Source organism: Actinomycetospora sp. C-140, assembly GCF_054796175.1.
Window position 1 is genome coordinate 431,474 of record NZ_JBTWNF010000001.1, and the last position, 17,412, is coordinate 448,885.

Annotated in this window: 20 protein-coding genes, 2 pseudogenes and 1 riboswitch; of the genes and pseudogenes, 7 read left to right on the forward strand and 15 right to left on the reverse strand. The window is 74.8% G+C overall.

All coding sequences use genetic code 11. The annotated features are described in order from the left end of the window. Positions 1 to 58 precede the first annotated feature (58 nt). The 3 genes and pseudogenes from ACR9E3_RS02065 to ACR9E3_RS02075 all read left to right on the forward strand — a co-directional run. On the forward strand, positions 59 to 274 hold the full coding sequence (locus ACR9E3_RS02065; protein WP_460378041.1) for a helix-turn-helix domain-containing protein: 216 nt from the start codon (positions 59 to 61) through the stop codon (positions 272 to 274). 22 nt (positions 275 to 296) lie between these two features. Next, positions 297 to 599: pseudogene (locus ACR9E3_RS02070) on the forward strand (Clp protease N-terminal domain-containing protein); the annotation flags it as partial. A 111-nt stretch (positions 600 to 710) separates the two neighbouring features. Beyond that, a pseudogene (locus tag ACR9E3_RS02075) lies at positions 711 to 863 on the forward strand (Clp protease N-terminal domain-containing protein); the annotation flags it as partial. A 52-nt stretch (positions 864 to 915) separates the two neighbouring features. On the opposite strand, the gene gcvP reads toward ACR9E3_RS02075, so the two are convergent. The 8 genes from gcvP to ACR9E3_RS02115 all read right to left on the reverse strand — a co-directional run bounded on the left by gcvP (position 916) and on the right by ACR9E3_RS02115 (position 9,189). Next, a complete protein-coding gene (gcvP, locus tag ACR9E3_RS02080; RefSeq protein ID WP_460378042.1) occupies positions 916 to 3,834 on the reverse strand; it encodes an aminomethyl-transferring glycine dehydrogenase in 2,919 nt (972 codons plus the stop codon). Between the two features lie 207 nt (positions 3,835 to 4,041). Further along, a riboswitch (glycine riboswitch) is annotated at positions 4,042 to 4,145 on the reverse strand. 62 nt (positions 4,146 to 4,207) lie between these two features. Beyond that, positions 4,208 to 4,822: a MerR family transcriptional regulator gene (locus ACR9E3_RS02085; protein ID WP_460378044.1), complete on the reverse strand. Its 615-nt coding sequence runs from the start codon at positions 4,820 to 4,822 to the stop codon at positions 4,208 to 4,210. A gap of 209 nt (positions 4,823 to 5,031) precedes the next feature. Continuing rightward, a complete protein-coding gene (locus ACR9E3_RS02090) occupies positions 5,032 to 5,505 on the reverse strand; it encodes a bifunctional nuclease family protein (protein ID WP_285647930.1) in 474 nt (157 codons plus the stop codon). A gap of 236 nt (positions 5,506 to 5,741) precedes the next feature. After that, positions 5,742 to 6,644: a MerR family transcriptional regulator gene (locus ACR9E3_RS02095; protein ID WP_460378045.1), complete on the reverse strand. Its 903-nt coding sequence runs from the start codon at positions 6,642 to 6,644 to the stop codon at positions 5,742 to 5,744. Beyond that, positions 6,641 to 7,108: a glycogen accumulation regulator GarA gene (garA, locus tag ACR9E3_RS02100; RefSeq protein ID WP_274234813.1), complete on the reverse strand. Its 468-nt coding sequence runs from the start codon at positions 7,106 to 7,108 to the stop codon at positions 6,641 to 6,643. Before garA ends, ACR9E3_RS02095 begins: the two co-directional genes overlap by 4 nt. A 263-nt stretch (positions 7,109 to 7,371) precedes the next feature. Continuing rightward, on the reverse strand, positions 7,372 to 7,758 hold the full coding sequence (gcvH, locus tag ACR9E3_RS02105; protein WP_460378046.1) for a glycine cleavage system protein GcvH: 387 nt from the start codon (positions 7,756 to 7,758) through the stop codon (positions 7,372 to 7,374). A gap of 84 nt (positions 7,759 to 7,842) precedes the next feature. Then, the gene (locus ACR9E3_RS02110; protein WP_460378048.1) at positions 7,843 to 8,424 is read right to left on the reverse strand and encodes a CDP-alcohol phosphatidyltransferase family protein; all 582 of its coding nucleotides are present in this window, start codon (positions 8,422 to 8,424) and stop codon (positions 7,843 to 7,845) included. Between the two features lie 18 nt (positions 8,425 to 8,442). Continuing rightward, positions 8,443 to 9,189, reverse strand: a complete 747-nt coding sequence (locus ACR9E3_RS02115) for an SDR family oxidoreductase (RefSeq protein ID WP_460378049.1) — start codon at positions 9,187 to 9,189, stop codon at positions 8,443 to 8,445. Between the two features lie 25 nt (positions 9,190 to 9,214). Here ACR9E3_RS02115 and ACR9E3_RS02120 point away from each other — a divergent pair, with 25 nt between their 5' ends. Beyond that, positions 9,215 to 10,312 (forward strand): glycosyltransferase family 9 protein, encoded by a 1,098-nt coding sequence (locus tag ACR9E3_RS02120; RefSeq protein ID WP_460378051.1) that lies wholly within the window; start codon positions 9,215 to 9,217, stop codon positions 10,310 to 10,312. On the opposite strand, the gene selD is transcribed toward ACR9E3_RS02120, so the two are convergent. The 3 genes from selD to ACR9E3_RS02135 form a co-directional block, all read right to left on the reverse strand. Further along, a complete protein-coding gene (selD, locus tag ACR9E3_RS02125; protein ID WP_460378052.1) occupies positions 10,305 to 11,306 on the reverse strand; it encodes a selenide, water dikinase SelD in 1,002 nt (333 codons plus the stop codon). The two genes, ACR9E3_RS02120 and selD, sit on opposite strands and share 8 nt — an antisense overlap. A gap of 9 nt (positions 11,307 to 11,315) precedes the next feature. After that, complete coding sequence (locus tag ACR9E3_RS02130; RefSeq protein WP_460378054.1) at positions 11,316 to 11,993, reverse strand: DUF742 domain-containing protein; 678 nt, start codon at positions 11,991 to 11,993, stop codon at positions 11,316 to 11,318. Between the two features lie 404 nt (positions 11,994 to 12,397). Beyond that, positions 12,398 to 12,619 (reverse strand): RNA-binding S4 domain-containing protein, encoded by a 222-nt coding sequence (locus tag ACR9E3_RS02135; protein ID WP_460378385.1) that lies wholly within the window; start codon positions 12,617 to 12,619, stop codon positions 12,398 to 12,400. Positions 12,620 to 12,704: 85 nt separating this feature from the next. Here ACR9E3_RS02135 and ACR9E3_RS02140 point away from each other — a divergent pair, with 85 nt between their 5' ends. Then, complete coding sequence (locus tag ACR9E3_RS02140; RefSeq protein WP_460378056.1) at positions 12,705 to 13,448, forward strand: sulfite exporter TauE/SafE family protein; 744 nt, start codon at positions 12,705 to 12,707, stop codon at positions 13,446 to 13,448. Positions 13,449 to 13,705: 257 nt separating this feature from the next. On the opposite strand, the gene ACR9E3_RS02145 is transcribed toward ACR9E3_RS02140, so the two are convergent. The 4 genes from ACR9E3_RS02145 to ACR9E3_RS02160 are packed head-to-tail and all read right to left on the reverse strand — an operon-like array spanning position 13,706 to position 16,010. Continuing rightward, positions 13,706 to 14,443 (reverse strand): SDR family NAD(P)-dependent oxidoreductase, encoded by a 738-nt coding sequence (locus ACR9E3_RS02145; protein ID WP_460378058.1) that lies wholly within the window; start codon positions 14,441 to 14,443, stop codon positions 13,706 to 13,708. Then, positions 14,440 to 14,895 carry a GatB/YqeY domain-containing protein gene (locus tag ACR9E3_RS02150; RefSeq protein ID WP_460378059.1) on the reverse strand — a complete coding sequence of 152 codons (456 nt, stop codon included), beginning with the start codon at positions 14,893 to 14,895 and terminating at the stop codon, positions 14,440 to 14,442. The genes ACR9E3_RS02145 and ACR9E3_RS02150 overlap by 4 nt, the downstream gene beginning before the upstream one ends. 13 nt (positions 14,896 to 14,908) lie before the next feature. Next, complete coding sequence (locus ACR9E3_RS02155; RefSeq protein ID WP_460378387.1) at positions 14,909 to 15,649, reverse strand: SDR family oxidoreductase; 741 nt, start codon at positions 15,647 to 15,649, stop codon at positions 14,909 to 14,911. A gap of 10 nt (positions 15,650 to 15,659) precedes the next feature. Further along, entirely contained in the window at positions 15,660 to 16,010 is a 351-nt protein-coding gene (locus ACR9E3_RS02160) for a VOC family protein (protein WP_460378060.1), read from the reverse strand. A gap of 91 nt (positions 16,011 to 16,101) precedes the next feature. Between ACR9E3_RS02160 and ACR9E3_RS02165 the strand changes: the two genes are divergently transcribed. Together ACR9E3_RS02165 and ACR9E3_RS02170 are read left to right on the forward strand one after the other, a co-directional pair. Beyond that, positions 16,102 to 16,662 (forward strand): RNA polymerase sigma factor, encoded by a 561-nt coding sequence (locus ACR9E3_RS02165; protein WP_460378061.1) that lies wholly within the window; start codon positions 16,102 to 16,104, stop codon positions 16,660 to 16,662. Further along, positions 16,659 to 17,402, forward strand: a complete 744-nt coding sequence (locus tag ACR9E3_RS02170) for a methylated-DNA--[protein]-cysteine S-methyltransferase (protein WP_460378063.1) — start codon at positions 16,659 to 16,661, stop codon at positions 17,400 to 17,402. Before ACR9E3_RS02165 ends, ACR9E3_RS02170 begins: the two co-directional genes overlap by 4 nt. Positions 17,403 to 17,412 lie beyond the last annotated feature (10 nt).

Below are 17,412 nucleotides of genomic sequence, written 5' to 3' on the forward strand. Positions count from 1 at the left end.
TCCGGCCCGCGTCAACCACGGTTGACATGCCCCGAAGTGTCAACCTAGATTGACACGCATGGCTGATGCGACGGCGGTGGCGGCGGCGGCGTCCTCGCGGGACCCGTCCACGGGGCTCGCGGCGGTGTCGTCGCTGCGCACGCTCCTGGAGTCCCTCGAGGAGCTGCAGGTGCGGAACGCCCGCGACCAGGGCTGGTCGTGGCAGCAGATCGCCGACGGACTGTCGGTCAGCCGGCAGGCGGTGCACAAGAAGTACCGCCGCCACATCCCCTGAACCCTCGCGGCGGGAGGCCGACGTGTTCGAACGATTCACCGAGCCGGCGCGGCGGGTGGTGGTGCTCGCCCAGGAGGACGCGCGCGAGCGCGCCGACCGGAGCATCGGCAGCGAGCACCTGCTGCTCGGGCTCTGCCGGGCGGGCGACACCCGCGGTGCGGCCCTGCTCGCGGCCGGCGGGGTCACGGCCGCGACCGTCGAGGCGGATCTCCGGCGCACGGCGCCGCGGGACCGCCCGGACCTGCCCGACCGCGACGCCCTGGCGAGCGTCGGGATCGACCTCGACGAGGTCCGCGAGCGGGTGGAGGAAGCGTTCGGACCGGGCGCGCTCGAGAGCACCCGGGCGGCGAGCCGGGACCGCAAGCGCCTCTGGGGTCACATCCCCTTCGAGAGCGGCGCCAAGAAGGCACTCGAGTACTCGCTCCGAGAGGCGATCCGCCGCGGCGACCGCTCGCTCGGTACCGAGCACCTGGTCCTGGGCCTGCTCCACGAGGAGACCGGCCGCGCGTCGGCGCTCCTGCGTGCCCGTGGCCTCACCCTCGAGGGGATGCGCGCCGCCGTCGACGAGACCGGTGGCTACGCCATGTGAGCACTTCGGAGTGCTCCAGCACTCCGAAGTGCTCACATGCGCGGAGCGCACCTCAGGACTCGGCGAGCTCCTCGAGCGGGGGGCAGGAGCAGACGAGGTGGCGGTCGCCGTGGGCGGCGTCGATCCGGCGCACCGGCGGCCAGATCTTCGTCGCGCGACCGCCGGCCGGGAACGCCGCCTCCTCGCGGGTGTAGGCGTGGTCCCACTCCGCGCCCAGCACCGAGCGCGCCGTGAACGGGGCGTGCACCAGCGGGTTGTCGTCCGCGGGCCACTCCCCCGACTCCACGCGGACCACCTCGCCGTGGATGGCGATCATGGCGTCGCAGAAGCGGTCGATCTCGGCGAGGTCCTCGGACTCGGTCGGCTCCACCATCAGCGTGCCGGCCACCGGGAACGACATCGTCGGCGCGTGGAAGCCGTAGTCGGCGAGGCGCTTGGCCACGTCGTCGACCGTGATCCCCGAGGACTTCGTCATCGGGCGCAGGTCGAGGATGCACTCGTGGGCGACGAAGTCGTCCGGCCCGGTGTAGAGCGTCGGGAAGTGGTCGTGCAGGCGGGTCGAGACGTAGTTCGCCGCCGCGACCGCGGTCAGCGTGGCCCGCCGGAGCCCGTCGACGCCCATGAGCCGGACGTAGGCCCAGGAGATCGGCAGGATCGACGCCGACCCCCACGGCGCGCCGGCCACCGGCCCGACACCCGTCGCGGGGCCTGCCGAGGGCTGCGCCGGGTGGTTCGGCAGGAACGGCGCCAGGTGCTCGGCCACGCCGACCGGCCCGACACCGGGCCCGCCGCCACCGTGCGGGATGCAGAACGTCTTGTGCAGGTTCAGGTGGCTGACGTCGGCGCCGAAGCGGCCCGGACGGGCGAGCCCGACGAGCGCGTTGAGGTTGGCGCCGTCGACGTAGACCTGCCCGCCGGCGTCGTGCACGGCCGCGCAGACCTTGCGCACGTGCGGCTCGTACACCCCGTGGGTCGACGGGTACGTGATCATGATCGCGGAGAGCGCGTCGCCGGCCTCGGCGATGACCTCGTCCAGGTCCTCGCGGTCGACGTCGCCGCGCTCGGTGGTCTTGACGACCTTCACCCGCATGCCCGCCGAGATCGCCGACGCCGCGTTGGTGCCGTGGGCCGAGGACGGGATGACGCAGATGTCGCGGTGGGTGTCGCCGCGGCTGTGGTGGTAGGCGCGGATCGCCAGCAGACCGGCCAGCTCACCCTGCGAGCCGGCGTTGGGCTGCAGCGAGACCGCGTGGTAGCCGGTGAGGTGCACCAGCCAGTCCTCGAGGTCGTGGATCACCTGCAGCATCCCGGGCGCGTCGGACTCCGGGGCGAACGGGTGCAGCTCGGCGAAGCCGGGATAGGTGATCGGCTCCATCTCGGCCGTGGCGTTGAGCTTCATCGTGCACGAGCCCAGCGGGATCATGCTGCGGTCCAGCGCCACGTCCTTGTCGGAGAGCTCGCGCAGGTAGCGCAGCAGCTCGGTCTCGCTGCGGTGGCGGTGGAAGACCGGGTGCGTGAGGTACGACGACGAGCGCCCGAGCGCCGCGGGCAGGGCGTCGTCGGTGGCCGCGTCGAGGTCCTCGACGTCCATCTCCCCGGCACCCAGCGCGCGCCACAGCGCCCGCAGGTGCTCGCGCGAGGTGCGCTCCGAGCAGGAGATGCCGACGTGGTCGGCGTCGACCTCGCGCACGAGGATGCCCGCGTCGCGGCACGCGGCCACCGCGCCGGCGGCGCCACCGGGGACCCGCACGAGCACGGTGTCGAAGAACTCGCGGTGCACGACCTCGACCCCGCCCTTGACCAGGCCCGCGGCCAGGACGGCGGCCATGCGGTGGGTGCGCCGGGCGATGGTGTGCAGGCCCGACGGCCCATGGTGCACGGCGTACATCGCGGCGATCACCGCGAGCAGGACCTGGGCGGTGCAGATGTTGCTCGTCGCCTTGTCGCGGCGGATGTGCTGCTCGCGGGTCTGCAGTGCCAGGCGGTGGGCGGGGTCGCCGTCGGCGTCGACCGACGTGCCGACGAGCCGGCCCGGGAGCTGGCGGGCGAGCTTCTGCCGCACCGCGAGGAAGCCGGCGTGCGGGCCGCCGAAGCCGAGCGGCACACCGAAGCGCTGGGTGGAGCCGACCGCGACGTCGGCACCGATCTCGCCGGGCGGGGTGACCATCGTGGCGGCGAGCAGGTCGCACGCCACGACGACCGCGGCACCCCGCTCGTGGGCGGCGTCGACCACCGCGCGGTGGTCGCGCAGCGCGCCGGAGGCGCCGGGCGCGGCGAGCAGCAGGCCGAAGAAGTCGTCCGCGGGCAGCTCGGCCGTGGCGTCGACGACCTGCACCTCGATGCCGAGCGACGCGGCGCGGGTGTGCAGCACCGCGATCGTCTGCGGCAGCGTGTCGGCGTCGACGAGGAACACGTTGCTCTTCGTCTTGTCGGCCCGGCGCAGCAGCAGCATCGCCTCGGCGGCGGCGGTCGACTCGTCGAGCATCGAGGCGCCCGCGACGTCGAGGCCCGTGAGGTCGCAGACCATCGTCTGGAAGTTCAGCAGCGCCTCGAGACGGCCCTGGGAGATCTCGGGCTGGTAGGGCGTGTAGGCGGTGTACCAGGCCGGGTCCTCGAGGACGTTCCGGCGGATCACCGGCGGCGTGATCGTTCCGTGGTAGCCGAGCCCCAGCATCGGCTCGAGCACGGTGTTCCGCGCGGCCATCCCGCGCAGCTCCTCGAGGACCTGGGCCTCCGTCGCGGGCGGCGGCGGGGCGTGACCGGTCGCGTCGTCGGACCAGTCGGCCGGGTCCGTCCGGATCGAGGTGGGCATCGCGCGGTCGGCGAGCTCCTCGAGCGACCCGGCCCCGATCGTCTCCAGCATCCGGGCGAGACCCCGGGCGTCGGGGCCGATGTGGCGGTCGGCGAAGGGCACGCCGTGCTCGAGCGCGGCGAGCGGTGCTGATTCCCAGGACGAGTGCTGTGCGGTCATCGACGCCTCCGGCGACTGGGCGGGCTGGGGCCTCGCGCGGCGCGGACGTCCCCGTCCGACTCGCGCGGCCTCCCCCTCTGCCGCTGCCCGCTACCGTGCGGGCGCCTGAGAGCTTCGCCGGTGAGGTGGGCTCACCTTCGGCTTGCACCATCGGCGGGTGGCCGGGACCGGCGGGTGCCGGATCGGACACCTCTTTCCAGAGGTCGTCTCCTCCGCGCGGTCAGGGTGCCTGAGAGGTTCCGGGGAGGAGTTGCTCCTTCGGCGCCTGCGACCAGAGGCTTCTGACTGCAGGTCTCTCCCGCGCGGTGTCCAAGTACGACGCGGTGAGGGTACCGCAGCGGGCCGGTCCGTCCCAGGACCTCCGTGGCCCGTGTCACCCGGCCGAGCGCGCTCCGCGGGCCCGGCGCGAGGCCAGCTCGTCCTCGGGGGCGTGGTCGATGACCGCGGCGTCGGCCCGCTCGGCCGGGAACCGCGAGATGGTGCCCGAGATCTCCCGCATGGCGCCGCCGACGGCGATGCCGAAGACGCCCTGGCCGCCCTGCAGCAGGTCGACGACCTCTTCGGGCGAGGTGCACTCGTAGACGGTGACCCCGTCGGAGAACAGGGTGATGCGCGCGAGGTCGCGCACGCCGTGGCGGCGCAGCTGCTCGACGGCGACGCGGATGTTGTTCAGCGAGACGCCGGTGTCGAGGAGGTTCTTGACGACCTTGAGCACCGCGAGGTCCTTGAACGAGTACAGCCGCTGCGAGCCCGACCCCGTCGCGGTGCGGATGCTCGGGACGACGAGCTTGGTACGCGCCCAGTAGTCGAGCTGGCGGTAGGTGATGCCGACGATCTGGCAGGCGGCGGGACCGCGGTAGCCGACGACGTCGCCCGACGGCGGGCCGTCACCGAACACCTCGTCCGCGAACAGGGAACCCTGCTCACCTTCCGGGCCGAGGGGCTCGAGCTCGGGGCCGGCGGGACCGCCGTCCTGACCACCGCTCACCGATTGCCTCCCTCGTGCCGTTGTGGCGCCGACGGTACGAGCGGCGGAGACGGGGGTCAACGCGACGCGCGGCAGCCCTCGACCTCGACTTGAGGGTCAGCGTACTGGCCGGTGACCAGCAGCGTTTCTCGACCCCTGGCCCGCGCCGCGTGACCGCTGGGATCACGCGACGAAGGAGCGTGAGCACAGCGCTCACGCTCGGCGCGACACTAAGTATCCGCGCCGCGGAAGTCCTCCGGCGAGACCGAGTCGAGGAACTCGCGGAACTTCTCGACCTCGTCCTCCTGCTCGTCCGGGATGACGAGACCGGCCTCGGAGAGGACGTCCTCCTCGGCGTGGATCGGCACACCGACACGCAGCGCGAGGGCGACCGAGTCGCTGGGGCGGGCCGAGACGCGCACGTCGCCGTCGAACACGAGCTCGGCGTAGAACGTGCCCTCCTGCAGATCGATGATCCGGACCTGCTCGAGGCGCCGGTCGAGGGCGCCGAGCACGTCCTTCAGCAAGTCGTGGGTCAGGGGCCGGGCCGGCTTCACGCCCTGCTGCTCGAGGGCGATGGCCGTGGCCTCCACCGAGCCGATCCAGATCGGCAGGTAGCGATCACCGTCGGCTTCCCGCAGCAGGAGGATCGGCTGGTTCGCGGGGAGCTCGACCCGAACGCCCACGACACGCATCTCGCTCATGCGACTCGCCCTCCTCGACTGGTCGAGCTCCGCCGGTCCGTCGCCGGACCTGGCGGTCGAGCTCCGCGGGCTCCGTCTCCGGGGCCTTCGGTCGACGGAGACGCTACACGCTCCGACACCCCTTCGCGCGCGTCCGCGGGAGCGCCGGCGGTCGCTTCGCTCAGCGGCCCGGAGGCCGTGTGACAGTGGTGTGACGGGCCGGTCAGCGGCCGGGTCGGCCCCGGGTCAGCGCCGGGTCAGCGCCGGAGACCGGCGCGCAGGCCGGCCCCGACGAGCAGGGCGTGCAGGCGCCCGGACAGCGCCGCGAGCTCGGAGGAGAGCTCCTCCGCGCGCTCGGTCGCCTCGGGACCGCGGCTGCGGGCGACCGGGGTGACGAGCTGGGTGAGCAGCCCGACCTCCCGGTCCGCGCCGGCGCGCAGCGAGCGCAGCAGGCGCGGCTCGACACCGAGGCGCGCGAGGCCCGCGGCGGTGCGGGCGACGAGGACGTCCTCGGGCTCGTAGCGGCCGTCGGCGTCGGTGCGCAGGATCCCGTGGTGCTCCAGGCCGTCGAGCAGCGCGGCGTCCACGCCGTCCTCGGCGAGCAGCACGTCGCGGCCGACCGTGTCGCCGCGGCGGGCGCCCTCCCGGACGCCGTCGGGGTCTTCGTCGGGCTCGGCGCGGTCGGCCACCGAGGCGAGGCTGCGCACCCGGGCGGTCGCCGCCGGGCTCGGGCCGGACGGTGCCCCGGTCGGGCCGGACGGACCACCCGGTCCCCCGGGACCACCGGTGACTGCGGGCGGGCCCGGCGCGGGTCCGGCCGGCGCGCCGGACAGCATCGACGGCTCGCCCGCCACCTCCCCCGGCAGCGTCGGGCCGCCGGCGGTGGGGTCGCGGTCGAACTCCTCGAGCCGTGCCCGGATGACCTTGAGGGGCAGGTAGTGGTCGCGCTGGGCGGACAGCACGAACCGCAGGCGCACGACGTCGGCGTGCGAGAACTGGCGGTAGCCGGCCGGGGTGCGGGCCGGCCGGATCAGGCCCTCGGACTCGAGGAACCGGATCTTGGAGATCGTGATCTCCGGGAACTCGGCGCGCAGCGCGTCGAGCACCGAGCCGATCGAGAGGGGAGCTCCTCCCGGCTCGGGCAGCCCGGCGGCGGTCACTCCAGCCCCGCCCCCGCTCCGGCCGACCCGCCGTCGCGGGGGCCGGTGAGGAAGACGAGGCGGAACTTGCCGATCTGCACCTCGTCGCCGTTGGCGAGCACGGCCGTGTCGACCGGCTCGCGGTTCACGTACGTGCCGTTGAGGCTGCCGACGTCGACGACGACGAACTCGGCGCCGTCACGGCGGAACTCCGCGTGCCGGCGGGAGACCGTGACGTCGTCGAGGAAGATGTCGCTGTCGGGGTGGCGCCCCGCGCTCGTGGTGTCGCGGTCGAGCAGGAAGCGCGAGCCCGCGTTGGGGCCGCGCTTGACCACCAGCAGGGCCGAGCCCGCGGGCAGGGAGTCGACCCCGGAGACCGGGGCGCCGCGCGACTCCGTCTCGGGCTCGGCGAGGAAGTCGGCCCGGAAGACCGACGTCGTCTCGCCCTGACGCTCGGGGGGGACCGGGGGACCGCCTGTGCTCACCGTGCTCCTCCGTCGTGTCGTGCTCGGTCGTCGTGGCCCGCCCGTCCCGCCGGCGCCGCGGCCGCGGTCAGGGCGCCGACGCGGGCGCGGTGTCCGGGCTCGGTGACGGATCGTCGCGAGGTGGCCGTCACGGTACCGGTCGCCGTCACGGGGTCGAGGCCCTCCCCACCCACCGTGAGCGATGACGGGCGTGCCGTGGCACAGCGTCGTCGGGAACGTCTCGCGGCGGGCCGGGAGGAGGCCTCGTGACCGGCTCGGCCGCGTCAGCCGTCGAGGATCTTCTGGTAGCCCGCGGCGTCGAGGAGACCATCGAGGGCCCCGGCGTCGGCGAGCCGCAGCTCGAACATCCAGCCCGAGCCGAAGGGGTCGGAGTTGATCAGCTCCGGGGTGTCGGAGAGGGCGTCGTTGACGGCGGTCACCTCGCCCGCGAGCGGTGCGTAGATCTCCGAGACCGACTTGGTGGACTCCACCTCGGCGATCGAGTCGCCGCCCGACGGGGACGTGCCGACGTCGGGCAGCTGGACGAAGACGACGTCGCCGAGCTGGTCCTGGGCGTAGTCGGTGATGCCGACCCGGACGACCGAGGGGTCACCCTCCGTCGCGGTGATCCACTCGTGCTCGGCGGTGTAGCGCAGGCCCTCGGGGACCACCGGCGCCTCCTCAATCGTCACTGGTACGGGCCGCGGCAGGCTAGAGGGCCCGGGACGGCAGGGCCAACCGGCGCGGGGCGCGCGTCACGTGACGGCCGTGACGGGGCTCCGCGCTAGCTGCACCAGGTACAGCGCCCCGGACCACAGGTGCAGCGCGATGCCCCAGGCGGTGAACGCGTAGGCGACCGGCTCGGCGATCCACGCCCCCGGCCAATCCATCTGCGCGAGCAGCAGCAGCGGGAAGGCGTAGAGCAGGTTCAGCGTCGCGGCCTTGCCGATGTAGAGCACCGGGAACGCCAGGTACCCCTTGCGCCGCAGCAGCGGCAGGGCGAGCGAGACGACGAGATCCCGCCCGATGATCAGCGCGAGCACCCACCACGGCACGATCCCCCGGAGGAGGAAGGCCACGAGCGTTGCGACGGTGTAGAGGCGGTCGGCGAGCGGGTCGAGCAGCTCGCCCAGCCGGCTGTACTGGTCGAGCGCGCGGGCGATGCGCCCGTCCAGCCAGTCGGTGATCCCGCTCGCGACGAGCACCACGAGCGCCCACCCGTCGGCCTGCGGGCCGAGGAGCAGCCACAGGAACAGCGGGACGCCCAGGAGCCGGACGAAGCTGAGGGCGTTGGGGACGGTCAGCCACCGTTCCTGGGCGAGCTCCCGGAGGGTCACGCCGGGCAGTATCCCCGTTCAGCGTGCGGTCCACCCGAGGTCCATGGTCACCGGCGACCCGCTGAACGCCGACCCCGCGCGGGTCTGCAGGAAGGCGACCACGTCGGCGACCTCGGCGGGCTCGATGAGCCGCTTGACCGCGTGCGGGGTGAGGATGACCTCCTCCAGCACCCGGTCCTCGCTGATGCCGTGCGCGCGGGCCTGGTCGGCGATCTGCTTCTCCACGAGCGGGGTCCGCACGTAGCCCGGGCACACGGCGGTGGCGGTGATCCCGTCCTCGGCGCCCTCGAGCGCCAGGGTCTTCACCAGGCCGAGCACCCCGTGCTTGGCCGACACGTAGCCGGCCTTGAACGGCGAGGCGGCCAGGGCGTGCGCCGAGGCGATCGCCACGAACCGGCCGCCCTCCGGGGCCGCGCGCAACGAGGGCCACGCGTACTTGGCGAGCAGGAACGGGCTGGTCAGCAGGATGCCGAGCAGCGCGTCCCAACGGTCCTCGTCGAAGTCGGCCACCGGCGACACGTGCTGGAACCCGGCGTTGGCGACCACGAGGTCGAGGCGCCCGAAGTGCTCGAGCGCGGTGTCCACCGCCGCGCGGTTGCCCTCGCGGGTGGTGAGGTCGGCGCCGAGCGAGGGACCGGGCAGCGTCTCGTCCCCTTTGAGGTCCACCCCGAGGACCGACCACCCGTCGCCGTGGAGGCGGTCGACGATCGCGCGCCCGATGCCGCTGCCGGATCCGGTCACCAGTGCTGCTCGCTGCTCGCTCATGGCACCGACCGTAGGCTCTCGCGCCGTGATCGGCCCCGCCCTCGGCCTCCCCGCACTCCCCGCTCCCCCGGTCCCCGACGTCCGGCGCATCGCGGTGCTGCGCGCGAACGGGCTGGGCGACTACGTGGTCGCCGAGCCGGCCCTCGCCGCGCTGCACCGGGCCTACCCCGACGCGGAGGTGACGCTGCTCGGCGCCGGCCACCACGAGGCCCTCCTGGCCGGGCGGCGCTCGCCGGTCGACCGCGTCGTCACCGTGCCGCTGATGCCCGGGGTGCGGGTCGGTCCCGACGAGGACGCGACCGAGGCCGAGATCGAGGCCTGGTGCGCGGCGCGGCGGGCCGAGGGCTACGACCTCGCGGTCCAGATGCACGGCGGCGGCCGCAACTCCAACAAGCTCCTGCTGCGCCTCGGCGCGCGGGTCACGGTCGGCGCCGCCACCCCGGACGCGCCGCGGCCCGACCGCTGGGTGCCGTACTGGCCCTACCAGCACGACACGGTCCGCTGGCTCGAGGTGGCCGCCGCGGCAGGTGCGCGCGCGACCCGGGTCGAGCCGCGGGTCGAGGTCACCGCCGCCGACCTCGAGGCGTCCCGCGCCGTGGTCCCGCCCGGCGACGGGCCGCTGCTCGTCGTGCACCCCGGGGCGACCGACGCGCGGCGGTGCTACCCCGAGGAGCGCCTGGGCGCGGTGGCGCAGGACCTCGCCGACCGGGGCGCCCGCGTCGTCGTGGCGGGCGGCCCGGGCGAGGCCGACCGCGTCGCCCGGGTCGCCGCGGGCATGCGTGACGCGCCCGAGACCGCCGTCGGCACCCTCGACCTGCCGGCCCTGGTCGGCCTGCTCTCCCGGGCGTCGCTGGTGCTGGGCAACGACTCGGGGCCGCGGCACCTGGCCGGGGCGGTCGGTACGCCCACGGTCGCCGTGTTCACCTACGCCAACCTCGCCGATGTCGCCCCGCTGACCCGCGTCTGGCACCGCGTGCTGGTCTCGTGGCACGGCGGCTGCCAGGTGTGCGGTCTGCGGGTGCTCGAGGGCTGGTGCGGGCACGGCGCCAGCGCCACCCACGACGTCGGCGTCGACGAGGTCCGCGAGGCCGCCGTCGATCTGTGGGACCAGACGCTCACATGACGCGGAGCGTGCGCCCCTCCTCCGCGGCGACGATCTCGCCGATCACCGGGTGCCCGGGGATCTCGCCGGCGAGCAGCAGGCCGCCCGAGGTCTGGGCGTCGGCCAGGAGCAGCGCCGCGACCTCGTCGACGTCGAGGCGGGCGTGCGGCCGGACCCAGTCGAGGTTGCGCCGCGAGCCGCCCGGGACGTAGCCCGCGGCCGCCGCCTCGCGCGCGCCGTCGAGGAACGGGACCGCCGAACTGTCGATCACGGCGGTGACGCCCGAGGCGCGCGCCAGCTTGTGGGCGTGGCCGAGCAGGCCGAAGCCGGTGACGTCGGTGCCGGCGCGGACCCCGGCCGCGAGCGCCGCCCGCGAGGCCTCGGCGTTCAGCGTCGTCATGACCTCGATCGCCGCCGCGAACGACTCGCCCGTGGCCTTGTGGCGGTTGTTGAGCACGCCGAGCCCGAGCGGCTTCGTCAGCGTCAGCGGGGTCCCGGGACGCGCGGCGTCGTTGCGGATGAGCGCTTCGGGGTCGCCGGTCCCCGTCACCGCCATGCCGTACTTGGGCTCGGGGTCGTCCACGGAGTGCCCGCCCGCGACGTGGCAACCGGCGAGGTCGGCGACCGCGAGGCCCCCGCGCAGCACCTCGGCCGCGAGGTCGTAGGGCAGGACGTCGCGAGGCCAGCACAGCAGGTTGAGCGCGATCACGGGGCGCCCGCCCATGGCGTAGACGTCGGAGAGCGCGTTCGCGGCGGCGATGCGGCCCCAGTCGTAGGGGTCGTCGACGACGGGGGTGAAGAAGTCCGTGGTCGCGATGATCGCGAGGCCGTCGCGGATGCGGACCGCCGCGGCGTCGTCACCGTCGTCGAGCCCGACGACGAGCTCGCCCTCGCGCTGCGTCGTCGGCGATGGCACGAGGCCTCTGACGACGTCCTCGAGCTCTCCCGGCGGGATCTTGCAGGCGCAGCCGCCGCCGTGGGCGTATCCGGTGAGGCGCGGGGTCGTGGCCGTCATGCCTCTGTTCTACAGCCGGTGCAGCCCGTCCAGCACCCGCTGCATCATGTCCCGCGACGGAGCGCCGGTGGCGGCCACCGCGCGGGGGTGCACGAGCAGCAGCCCGGCGCCCGCCATGTCGTCGATGATCACGCGGGCGACACCGAGCGGCACCGAGAGCAGGGCGGCCACCTCGGCCACCGACCGCGGGTCCGCGACGACGTCGCCCAGCGCGACGTGCTCGGGATCCTCCAGCGGCGGGCGCGGCGACGGGATCGACACGAGGGTCTCGACCGCGAGGTCCGACCGCGAGCGGGTGCGCCCCCGGGTGCGGACGTACGGGCGGACCCGGGTGCGGGTGCTCTCCGGCGGCGCGGGCGCGGCGAGGAACAGCGGGAGGGTGGGGGCGTCGTCCGGCTCCGGCTGGCGCCGCGCCGGCGGCAGCGCCTGGGCCGGGACGGCGGCGTCCTCGGCCGCGGTGCGTTCGGCCTCCCGGCGGGCACGGCGGCCGCGGGAGTTGAAGCGGGCACCGGTGCGTCCTATCTGGTCGTCCGACGGGACGGTCTCCGCGGGCGGCTCGGGCCGGTCCTCGGCGAGGTCGGCGAGCTGGTCGTCGGCGAGCTGGTCGTCGACGATCCGGGGGAAGCGGGCCCCGGTGCGCCCGACGCGCGCGCGACGGCGGCGCCGATCACCGTCGCCCTCGGTCACGCACTGCCCCCTCCTGGCGTCCCCGATCGGGTGATCCGCCGCCACGTCTCCGTCCGTCGGGAGCCACTGATCGTCACCCCGGACGGACCGGACGGACCTCACGATAGTGCAGGTCTCGGTCCGATCACACGGCACGCGGAGGCGCAGGCGGAGAGCGTCACCACGATGACCCTCAGTAACAGGACGGTGACGCGGTGACGACGGGGTCACGGCCCCGAACCGACCCGATTCCGACCGGATCGGACGGCCCGTCCGACCTCTCCGCTCCGGGTCCGGAGGGCTAGGCTCGGCGCCAGCCCCACCTTGACCTCTCTCCGTGGGGCTGTTCCCACCGAGGCTCGGGGTCGTCGTCGTTCCACCCGGTTCGCCGGGACGTCGACCCCGAGCTTCGTTGCATGTACACATCAACCGTCGGGTGGGTGTCGGACCCGGATCCGCTCCCCGGCGAGCGCCACGACGTCGCCCGGGACGAGCTGCCGCCCGCGCCGGTCCTCGTCGCGGCCGTTGACGGTGACCTCGCCGGCGTCGAGCACCTCCCGCGCCGCGGCGCCGTGCTCGACCAGCCCGGCGAGCTTGAGCAGCTGGCCGAGGCGGATGGTCTCGTCGCGGATCTCGACGTCCCGGATCGGCGTGCGCTGCTCCACCCGGCGAGTGTGCAACGCGCCTCAGGACTCCGGCGACGCGGCGCGCGCGGTGGTGGGATGAGCGGCGATGGTCGTCGTCCTCCTCCTCGCCGGCGTCGCCGCGGGGCTCACGGGCTCGATGGCCGGGCTGGCGTCGCTGTTCTCCTACCCGGCGCTGCTCGCCGCCGGGCTCCCGCCCGTCGTCGCGAACCAGACCAACACCATCGCGCTCGCGGTCAGCAGCGTCGGCTCGATGCTCGGCTCGCGTCCCGAGCTGCGGGGGCAGGCGCCGCGGGTGCTGCGCCTGCTGCCCCTGACGGTCCTCGGCGGGGCGATCGGCGCCGGTCTGGTGCTCGTCACCCCGTCCGACGCCTTCGCGCTCATCGTCCCGTTCCTCGTGGCCGGCGCCTCGCTGGTGCTCCTGTGGCGGCCCGGCACCGGTGCGAAGCCGGTGTCCTCCCGGTTCGGGCGCGCCGCCACGGTCGTCGGCGTCGTGCTGGTCGGCGTCTACAGCGGCTACTTCGGCGCCGCGGCGGGCGTGGTGATGATGGCGATGCTCGTGCGCGCGCTCGCCGACTCGCTGGTGCGCGTCAACGCGGTGAAGAACGTGCTGCTCGGGGCGTCGAACGCCGTCGCCGCGATCGGGTTCGCGGTGCTCGGCGACGTCGCGTGGTCCTCGGCGCTCCCCCTGACCCTCGGGCTGCTCGTCGGGAACTACTGCGGACCCGCCATCGCCCGCCGCCTGCCCCCGACCGTGCTGCGCGTCGGGATCGCGCTGGCCGGTCTCGTCCTCGCCGCGGTGCTGCTCCAGCGCGCGCTCGCGACGCCCTGACCCGGGCGTCGTGGTGGGGTGGTGCGGAGCGAAGGCGTCCCTCGCTGCGTCCCACGCAGCGAAGGCGTCCCTCGCTCCACCGAGCACGCCGGGCGGGTCCGGAGCGAAGGCGTCCCTCGCTGCGTCCCACGCAGCGAAGGCGTCCCTCGCTCCACCGAGCACGCCGGGCGGGTCCGGAGCGAAGGCGTCCCTCGCTGCGTCCTACGCAGCGAAGGCGTCCCTCGCTCCACCCCGGGAGGGCGCCGCCGACCCCGGAGCTAGAGCGTCTGCCCGCCGTCGACGGTGATCGTCTGCCCGGTGATCGCCCGGCTCTCCACGACGCCGAGCACCGCGCGGGCGACGTCCTCGGGCGTGGTCTCGCGGTCGAGCAGCGCCGAGGACGCGAGCTGCCGGCCGCGCTCCTCGTTGCCCGCCCACCAGCGGGTCAGCACGAGGCCCGGGGCGACCTCGTTGACGCGCACCGGGGCCAGCGCGCGGGCCAACGAGCGGGTCAGGCCGTGCAGCGCGGACTTGCTCACCGCGTAGGGCAGCGAGGACCCGTTGCCCGTGAGCCCGGCGATCGAGCCGATGTTGACCACGCAGCCGTCGTCGGCGGCGCGCAGGTCGCCGGCCAGCGCGCGGGCGCAGTACCAGGGCGCCATGAGGTTGACCGCGAGCATCTGCCGCCAGACGTCGTCGGTGGCGCCGTCGAGGTCGTCGAGGGGCAGCGGGATCGTCGCGCCGGCGTTGTTGACCAGCACCGCGACCGGCCCGAGCCGCTCGCGGACCTCCGCGGCCATGGCCCGCACCGCGGCGTCGTCGGTGACGTCGGCCCGCACGGCGACCGCGCGCCCGCCGTCGGCCGAGATCTCGGCGACGGTGGCCTCGGCGTCGTCGGCGGAGCGGCGGTAGGAGATCGCGACGGGATGGCCGGCGCGGTGCAGCGCGAGGCTGCAGGCGCGCCCGATCCCGGTGCCGCCGCCGGTGACCAGCGCGGCGGCCAGTGGTGCGGTCACGAGCTCAGCTGCCGCTTGACCTCGCCCGACACGCGGCGACCGTCGGCGCGCCCGGCCACCTGCGGCTGGACCACCTTCATCACCGCGCCCATCTGCTTGGGGCCCTCGGCGCCGGTCTCGGCGATCGCCGCGGCGACGAGGGAGGTCAGCTCCTCGTCGGAGAGCTGGGCGGGCAGGTAGTCGGTGAGCACCGCCTGCTCGGCGCGCTCGCGCTCGGCGAGCTCGGTGCGCCCGGCGCCGTCGAACGCCTCGGCGGACTCCCGGCGCTTCTTCGACTCGCGGCCCAGCACCGTCACGACCTCGTCGTCGCTGAGCTCGCGGTGGGCGTCGCCGGCGACCTCCTCGGTGTTGATCGCCGAGAGCGCCATGCGGATCGTCGACACCCGCACCTCGTCGCGGGCCTTCATCGCGGTGGTGAGATCGCTGCGCAGTCGTTCCTTCAGCTCGGCCACGGCTCCACCGTAGTCAGGTGACGCGACGCAGCAGCGCCGTCGGCATCACCCGCAGCGCGCGCCCGAGCAGCGCCCACGGCCAGGTCGGGATGTAGGCGGACGCCGGGGCCTTCTCGATCGCGTCCGCCATGGCCTTCGTGCCGGTCGCGGCGTCGACCGACATCGGCCGGCGCATCCCGCCGTTGAGCTCGGTGCGGATGTAGCCGGGGGCGAGCGTCGTGACCCGGATCGGGGTGCCCGCGACGTCGACCCGGATGCCCTCGGCGAGGTGCGAGAGCGCCGCCTTGGTCGCCGCGTAGGTGGTCTGGGCGCCCGGCAGCCCGCGGTCGGCGGCCACCGAGGAGACGACGACGAGGTGCCCGGCATCCTGCGCGCGGAAGATCTCCATCGCGGCCTCGCACTGGGCGAGCGCGGCGACGAAGTTGGTCCGCGCGGTGGCGAGGTTGACGTCGAAGCGCCCGGTGCCGATCGGTGCTCCCTTGCCGACCCCGGCGTTGACGATCACGCGGTCGAGCCCGCCGAGCTCGTCGCGCATCGCGCGGACCGTCGCGAACACGGCGTCGTGGTCGTCGACGTCGAGGGTGGCGACCGCGATCCGCACGCCGGTCGGGGCCAGCTCGTCGCGCAGGGCCTCGAGACGGTCGAGGCGGCGGGCGACGAGCGCCAGGTCGTGGCCGCGCCGCGCGAGCTCGCGGGCCATGCCCTCGCCCAGCCCCGCGCTCGCACCGGTGATCAGTGTCCGCACGGGTGGGATGCCTACCAGCTCACGGGTGGGCGAGCACGTTCACGACCACGCCCTGCGGGGTCCGCACGAAGAACCGGCGCACGCCCCACTCCTCGTCGGTCAGCGGGTGGACGATCTCGTAGCCGTCGGCCACGGCCTGCGCGTACACGGCGTCCAGCGCGTCCAGGCCGTCCACCTCCACCGAGACGCGGCTGTCCTCCGGGGCCGTCGCGTCGCGGCTGATGAGCTGCACCTGGGACGTCCCGCGGCGGTGGTTGACGATCCAGCCGAGGTCCATCGGGGTGTCCAGGCCGAGCAGGCCGGTCCAGAACGGGGCGTCGGCGGCGGGATCGGCGACGGCGAGGTTGGCGACGATGCGGGTGACGGTCATGGTCGCGAGCCTGCCGCCGACGGTGGCGAGGGGTCTTGTCGGAATCGGAGGCGCGCGCCACGGATCGCGCGCCTGTGGTGTTCTCCCCGACGTGGCCGACGACGAGCAGCTGCGCACCGCGCTGGTCGAGGACCTCGACGCGGGGTTCGAGGCGGTGGTGCGCACCCACGGCGACGTGGTGCACGCGGTCGCGCGCCGGACCTCGGACCGCGCGGCGGACGCCGAGGACCTCGCCGCCGAGGCGTTCCTGCGCGCCTACCGCGCCCTGCGCGGCTACACCCCCGCACGGATCGAGGCCCTGGACCTCCGGCCCTGGCTGTTGACGATCCTGCTCAACACCGCCCGCAACGACCGTCGGTCCGCCGCCCGGCGACCCCGCACCGACGGGGTCACGCCGGTGCCCGACCGCCCCAGCCCGACACCCGGGCCCGCCGAGCGCGCCGAGGCCTCGGATCTCGGCGACCGCCTCGCCACGCTGCTCGCCGACCTGCCCGTGGCCCAGCGCACCGCCGTGGTGCTGCGCCACGTGGTCGACCTGCCCGTCGCCGAGGTGGCCGCCGTCCTCGAGTGCACCGAGGGGACCGCCCGCTCGTACGCGGCGCGGGGGCTCGCGGCGTTGCGCACCCGCCTCACACCGGAGGAGACGTCATGACCGACTCCCTGCTCACCTCACTGCGCGACCTCGCCGAGCCCGCGCCGACGACCCTGGCCGACCGCGTCGTGGACGGCTGGGTGCGCGCGCCGAGCCCGCTGGGCGAGGTGTACGCCGTGGTCGGCGACCGCGGCGTGCGCCTGCTGCGCCCCGCCGCGTACGCCGGCGACCTCGACGCGTTCCTCGAGGGCTACCGCGAGCGGCACGGGCGCCCGGTCCGCCCGGCCCCGCGTCCACCGCGCGGGCTGCTGCCCGCCCTGCGGGGACGGGGCCCCGGCCCCGCCATCGACCTCGGCGAGCTGACCCCCTTCGCCCGCGAGGTCCTCGCCGCCACCGCGCGCATCCCGTCCGGCCAGACGCGGCCCTACGGCTGGGTGGCGCGCGAGATCGGGCACCCGAAGGCCGTCCGCGCCGTCGGCACGGTGCTCGCGCGCAACCCGGTACCGCTGCTCGTCCCGTGCCACCGCGTCACCCGCGGCGACGGCCAGGTCGGGCAGTACCTCTCGGGCGTCGCGGACAAGGTGTCGCTGCTGGAGGGCGAGGGCGTCGACCTCGGCGGGCTGGCCGACCTCGCCGCCGGGGGCGTGCGCTACCTCGGCAGCGACACCACGGGCGTCGTCTGCTTCCCGACGTGCCACCACGCGCGCCGGATCACCACGGCGCACCGGCAGCGGTTCGCAAGCCTCGCCCGCGCCCGCGACGCCGGGTACCGCCCCTGCCGCGACTGCCGCCCCATGTGAGCGAACTTCG